General features: G+C 69.0%; 3 protein-coding genes. All 3 read right to left on the bottom strand.

Annotated features, from left to right (window positions below):
• Positions 1-185 precede the first annotated feature (185 nt).
• Genes K206_RS0134355 through K206_RS0134365 form a run of 3 tightly spaced genes read right to left on the bottom strand, consistent with a single transcriptional unit; the run spans position 186 to position 6,175 of the window.
• Positions 186-1,670, bottom strand: coding sequence for an efflux transporter outer membrane subunit (locus tag K206_RS0134355; RefSeq protein ID WP_020206803.1), 1,485 nt, complete (start codon positions 1,668-1,670; stop codon positions 186-188).
• Between the two features lie 2 nt (positions 1,671-1,672).
• Positions 1,673-4,843 carry an efflux RND transporter permease subunit gene (locus tag K206_RS0134360; protein ID WP_020206804.1) on the bottom strand — a complete coding sequence of 1,057 codons (3,171 nt, stop codon included), beginning with the start codon at positions 4,841-4,843 and terminating at the stop codon, positions 1,673-1,675.
• 30 nt (positions 4,844-4,873) lie between these two features.
• Complete coding sequence (locus tag K206_RS0134365; RefSeq protein ID WP_029044413.1) at positions 4,874-6,175, bottom strand: efflux RND transporter periplasmic adaptor subunit; 1,302 nt, start codon at positions 6,173-6,175, stop codon at positions 4,874-4,876.
• Positions 6,176-6,377: the final 202 nt, after the last annotated feature.

The raw sequence follows: 6,377 nt of genomic DNA on the forward strand, positions 1-6,377 counted from the left end.
GGCGAAAAACAAGGGGAACCTCACGGTGGCTCCCTTTTTTTCTTTCTCTTTGCCCTCGTCCCATAAAAAAAGCGAAGCGCATGTGCGCTTCGCTTTTTTTGCCTGCCAGGCCGGCGTACCGATTGTCTGCGCCCCTCTCCCGCTTGCGGGGGAGGGGCGCAGACCTCCAGCTATCTGTGGCTGCCTTACTGCGCTGTCACCGCCGGCTTGATGCTGTCGGCTGACGCCACGGGGCCGGCTTCGGCCAGGCCGCCGCCGAGCGAGCGGTACAGGTCGATGGCGTTGTTCAGGCGCAGTTGGCGCGCCTGGATCAGTGCCTGTTCGGCGGTGAACAGCTGGCGTTGCGCGTCGAGCTGGTCGAGCTGGTTGGCCACGCCGCTGCGAAAGCGCACCGTGGACAGTTCGAAGCGTGCCTGCTCGGCATCGCGCACCTGTTCCTGGCCGTGCACCTGTTCTTCGAGCGTGCCGCGCGCCACCAGTGCGTCCGCCACTTCGCTGAAGGCCGTCTGGATGGTCTTCTCGTAGCTGGCGACCTGGATGTTCTTGCGCACGTTGGCCAGGTCCAGGTTGGACAGGTTGCGGCCGTAGTCGAAGATCGGCAGCGTCAGTTGCGGCGCGAACGACCACACGCCGGTGCCGGAATCGAACAGGCTCGAGAAGGTCGGGCTGATCGCGCCGGCGTTGGCGGTGAGCGTGATGCGCGGGAAAAAGGCCGCGCGCGCGGCGCCGATGTTGGCGTTGGCCGACAGCAACTGCTGCTCGGCCTGGCGGATGTCGGGGCGCTGCTCGAGCAGGTCCGACGGCAGCCCGGCCGGAATGTCGCTGATGATGCGCTCGTCCGACAGGCGCATCGCCTCGGGCAGGTCCGCGATGCCGCCGAGCGGCTTGCCCACCAGCACTTCGAGCGCGTTCTGCGCCTGCGCGCGCTGGCGCGCCAGCTGCGCGGCCGAGACGCGCGCCTGCGCCACCAGCGATTCGTTGTCGCGCAGGTCCAGCGCCGAGGTGGCGCCGGCGTCGAAGCGCTGGCGCGCCAGGTCCAGCGTGGACTCGCGCGTGCGCAGCGTGTTCTGCGCCAGCTCGTACTGCTCGGCGAAGGAACGCTCGGACAGGTAGGCCTTGGCCACTTCCGAGACCAGCGAGATCTGCGCCGCGCGGCGCGCCTCCTCGGTGGAGAAGTATTGCGCCAGCGCCGCGTTGGAGAGGCTGCGCACGCGGCCGAACAGGTCGAGCTCGAACGACGTGATGCCGGCGCCGGCCTGGTAGTACTCGGAGATCGAGGTGCCGGCCTGGCTGGAGCCGAACTGCGCGCCCGAGATGCGCTGGCGCGTGTAGCCGCCGGTGGCGTTCACCGTGGGCAGCAGGTCGGCGCGCTGCACCTGGTACTGCGCGCGCGCTTCCTCGATGCGCAGCACGGCGGTGCGCAGGTCGCGGTTGTTCTCGAGCGAGGCCGCGATCAGCGCCTGCAGGCGCGGGTCGCGGAAGAACTCGCGCCAGCCGATGTCGGCCGCGCGGCGGGTCTCGCCGGTCTTCACCTCGGCCGCTGCGTAGCCGTCGGGCGCGGCCGGGTACTGCGTGGCCACCGGCGGCGCGGGGCGCTCGTACGTCGGCGCCAGCGTGCAGCCCGAGAGGACGCCCGCCACCAGCAACAGCGTGGTCAGTGTCTTGGTCATGGTCAGAGTTCCTGTTTGGGTTCGAGCCACTTCTGATCCTGCTTCGGGTCCTGGTCCAGGTCCTGCTCGGGCGCGCGGCCCTTGAAGCGGCTGCGGATCACCACGAAGAACACCGGCACCATGAAGATCGCCAGCACCGTGGCCGTGATCATGCCACCGATCACGCCGGTGCCGATCGCGCGCTGGCCGCCGGAGCCCGCGCCGGTGGCGATCGCCAGCGGCAGCACGCCCAGGATGAAGGCCATCGACGTCATCAGGATCGGGCGGAAGCGCAGGTGCACCGCTTCCAGCGTGGCCTCGATCACGCCGCGGCCCTGCGCCTGCAGGTCCTTGGCGAACTCCACGATCAGGATGGCGTTCTTGGCCGACAGGCCGATGGTGGCGATCAGGCCCACCTTGAAGTACACGTCGTTGGGCATGCCGCGCAGCGTCACGCCGAGCAGCGCGCCGAGCACGCCGAGCGGCACCACCAGCAGCACCGAGACCGGGATCGACCAGCTTTCGTACAGCGCGGCCAGGCACAGGAACACGATGATCAGCGACAGCGTGTACAGCATCGGCTCCTGCGAGCCGGCCAGGCGCTCTTCATAGGACTGGCCGGACCACTCGAAGCCGAGGCCCGGCGGCAGCTTGGCGAAGTTGTCCTCCATGATCTTCATCGCCTCGCCGGTGCTGTGGCCCGGCGCCGCCTGGCCGGCGATCTTCACCGCCGGCAGGCCGTTGTAGCGCTCCAGGCGCGGCGAGCCCATGATCCACTGCGAGGTGGAGAACGAGGCGAACGCGACCATGTCGCCGTTCTTGTTCTTCACGCGCAGCTTGCTCAGGTCGTCGGGCAGCTTGCGGTCGCTGCCCTCGGCCTGCGCGATCACCTTGCGCACGCGGCCTTCGTAGATGAAGTCGTTGACGTAGGACGAGCCGAACGCGATAGCCAGCGTGGCGTTGATGTCCGCCACCGAGACCCCCTGCGCGCGCGCCTTCTCGCGGTCGATGTCGATCTGCAGCTGCGGCGCGTCTTCCTGGCCTTCGGGGCGCACGCCGGCCAGCGCCGGATTCTGCGCGGCCATGCCGAGCATCATGTTGCGCGCTTCCATCAGCTTGGCGTGGCCCTGGCCGGTGCGGTCCTGCAGGCGGAAGTCGAAGCCCGAGGAATTGCCCAGCTCGGAGATCGCCGGCGGGTTGAGCGGGAAGATGATGGCGTCCTTGATGAACGACAGCGTGCCGAACGCGCGGCCCACCAGCGCCTGCGCGGTCTCGTCCGCGCCGGTACGCTCCTTCCAGTCCTTGAGCTTGACGAACGCGATGCCGCCGTTCTGGCCGCGGCCGAAGAACGAGAAGCCCGCCACCGTGATCATCTGGTCCACCACCTTGCTTTCCTTCTGCAGGTAGTAGTCCTCGATCTGCTTGAGCACGCCCAGGGTGCGCTCCTGGGTGGCGCCGTTGGGCAACTGCACCACGGTGATCATGTAGCCCTGGTCTTCGTCGGGCAGGAACGAGGAGGGCAGGCGCATGTACAGCACCACCACGCCGGCCAGGATGACCGCGTAGATGACCAGGTAGCGCCCGGCGCGCCCGAGGATGCGCGCGACCACGCCTTGGTAGCCGGTGGCCGCGCGCGCGAAGCCGCGGTTGAACCAGCCGAAGAAGCCGCGCTTCTCGTGGTGATGGCCGGCTTCCACCGGCTTGAGCAGCGTCGCGCACAGCGCCGGGGTGAGCGTCAGCGCCAGCAGCGCCGAGAACGCCATCGACGAGATCAGCGACAGCGAGAACTGGCGGTAGATGTTGCCCACCGAGCCGGAGAAGAACGCCATCGGGATGAACACCGCGGTCAGCACCAGCGTGATGCCGACGATGGCGCCGGTGATCTGGCCCATCGCCTTGCGCGTGGCCTGGCGCGGCGAGAGGCCTTCCTCGCTCATGATGCGCTCGACGTTCTCCACCACCACGATGGCATCGTCGACCAGGATGCCGATCGCCAGCACCATGCCGAACATGGTCAGCACGTTGATGGAGAAGCCGAACGCCAGCAGCATGCCGAAGGTGCCCATCAGCGCCACCGGCACCACCAGCGTGGGAATCAGCGTGGCGCGGAAGTTCTGCAGGAACAGGTACATCACCAGGAACACCAGCACCACGGCTTCGAGCAGGGTCTTGATCACTTCCTCGATCGAGATCTGGACGAAGGCCGACGTGTCGTAAGGCACGCTGTACGCATAGTCGCCCGGGAAGAACTTGGACAGCTCCTCCATCTTGGCGCGCACCGCGGTGGCGGTGGCGAGCGCGTTGCCGGTCGGCGCGAGCTTGATGGCGATGGCCGCGGCCGGCTTGCCGTTGGTGCGCGCCAGCGTGGAGTAGTCGGCGCCGCCGAGCTCGACGCGGCCGACGTCCTTGATGCGCACCGAGGAGCCGTCCGGGTTCACGCGCAGCAGGATGTTGGCGAACTGCTCCGGCGTGGTGAGGCGGCTTTCGGTGGTGACGGTGGCGTTGAGCTCGGTGCCCTTGGGCGACGGCGCGCCGCCCAGCTCGCCCACGGCGACCTGCACGTTCTGCTCGGCGATGGCCGCGGTGACGTCCTGCGGCGTCAGGTTGAAGCCCGTCAGCTTGGACGGGTCCACCCAGATGCGCATGGCGTACTCGGTGCCGAACAGGTCGGCCTGGCCCACGCCGGGCACGCGGCGGATCGAGTCGATCACGCTGGCCGAGACGTAGTTGCCGAGCTCGATGGCATCGGCCCGGCCCGACTTGGACGAGACCGTCAGGAACATCATGTAGTTGTTCCCGGCCTTGTCCACGCGCACGCCCTGCTGGCGCACCTCGGCCGGCAGGCGCGCTTCCACGCGCTTGAGGCGGTTCTGCACCTCGACCGAGTCGAGGTCGACGTTGGAGCTCGGATCGAAGGCGATGGTGATCGTCGCCAGGCCGGTGGCTTCACTGGTGGACTGGTAATACAGCAGCCCCGGCGCGCCGTTGAGCTCCTGCTCGATCACCGACGTGACCGAGTCTTCGAGCGTCCTGGCGGATGCGCCCGGGTAGGTCGCCGTGACCGAGATCGTCGGCGGTGCGATGTTGGGATACTGGGCGATCGGCAACTGCAGGATCGACAGCACCCCTGCCAGCACGATGATCAGCGCGACAACCCACGCGAACACCGGCCGGTCGATGAAAAACTTGGCCATAGAACTGGCTCCCTTGGTATTGCGCTGTGATTAGCCTTGCTTGGCGCCGGCCTGCTTGTCTGCCTTGCCGGCCGCCTTGCCGTCCGCCTCCGCGGCGACCGCCGCCGGCGCCGAGGCGCCCGCGCTGGCCGGCTGCGCGGCCGGTTCGGAAGCGGCGGTGACAGGCGCGGCGGCGGGGGCGGCAACAGGCGCGGCAGCTGGCGCCGCGAACGGCACGGCCTTGGCGGGCGCGCCCACCTTGACCTTCTGCAGGCCCTCGACGATCACCTTCTCGCCGCCCTTGAGGCCCGCGGTGACGATCCAGTTCTCGCCGACCGCCTGGGGCGCCGTGACCGGCAGCGAGGCCACCTTGCCGTCGCCGCCCACCACCAGCACCGAGGCGCCCTGCGCCGTGCGCACCAGCGCGCGCTGCGGCACGGTCAGCGCGTTCTCGTCCACGCCCTGCTCGATCTTCACGCGCACGAAGGTGCCCGAGAGCAGCTCGCGGCGGGGATTGGCGAACTGCGCGCGCAGCGTGATGGCGCCCGTGGTCGGGTCGACCGTCATGTCGGAGAACAGCAGCTTGCCGGTCTGCTCGTACTCGCGGCCGTCCTCGATGAACAGGTGCACGCGCGCGCCGCCGTCCACGCCCTTGACCTGGCCGCTGCCGATGGCGCGCTGCAGCTTCATCACTTCGCTGGCGGGCTGGGTGAACGTGACCCAGATCGGGTCGACCTGCTCGACCGTGGCCAGCTTGGTGGCCTCGCCGCTGCCGACCAGCGCGCCTTCCGTCACCAGCGCGCGGCCCACGCGGCCGCCGATCGGCGCGGTCACGGCGGTGTAGCCGAGGTTGATCTGGGCGGTGGTGACGGCAGCCTTGGCCGAGGCGATGTCGGCGGCGGCCTGGCCGGCGGCGGCCACGGCTTCGTCGTACTCCTGCTTGCTGACCGCGTTCACGGCCACCAGCGGCTTGTAGCGCTCGGCCTTCTGGCGCGCGGCCACGGCATTGGCCTCGGCGCGCGCCAGGCTCGCCCTGGCCGATTCGAGCTGGGCCTGGTACGGCGCCGGGTCGATCTTGAACAGCAGCTGGCCGGCCTTGACCTCGCCGCCTTCGCGGTAGTTGCGCGACAGCACGATGCCGGCCACGCGCGCGCGCACCTCGGCGGTGCGCACGCCTTCGAGGCGGCCCGGCAGTTCATTGATGACCGACACCGTGGTCGGCGTCACGGTGACGACGCCCACTTCGGGCGGCGGCATGGCGCCGCCCTGCGGCTGCTTGTCGCCACAGGCGGTGAGCGCCAGCGCCGACAAAACGGCAGCGGCAACGCAGGTAATACGTTGGGACTTCCTCATCGATAACCCCATGATGGCAATTTGAGATCGGCCGCATGCGCTTCCGGCAGCGTGCGCGGATACGGCGCGGCCCGCCGGCCGGCAAAGGCCGGCGGCGGGCATAAAGAGTGCTGCTGGTCACTTACGGGCGCGCTGGCGCTACGCGTGTGACAAATGGAAAAACCGGGCCACGGCACGCCGGCGGGACGCCGCGGAAAACCGC

It is taken from the genome of Cupriavidus sp. WS (assembly GCF_000395345.1).
Lineage (GTDB): Bacteria > Pseudomonadota > Gammaproteobacteria > Burkholderiales > Burkholderiaceae > Cupriavidus > Cupriavidus basilensis_B.

Excerpts from the sequence above, each read along its gene's own strand:
- K206_RS0134360 (WP_020206804.1), bottom strand. The coding sequence starts at position 4,843 with ATGGCCAAGTTTTTCATCGACCGGCCGGTGTTCGCGTGGGTTGTCGCG.
- K206_RS0134365 (WP_029044413.1), bottom strand. The coding sequence starts at position 6,175 with ATGAGGAAGTCCCAACGTATTACCTGCGTTGCCGCTGCCGTTTTGTCG.
- K206_RS0134355 (WP_020206803.1), bottom strand. The coding sequence starts at position 1,670 with ATGACCAAGACACTGACCACGCTGTTGCTGGTGGCGGGCGTCCTCTCG.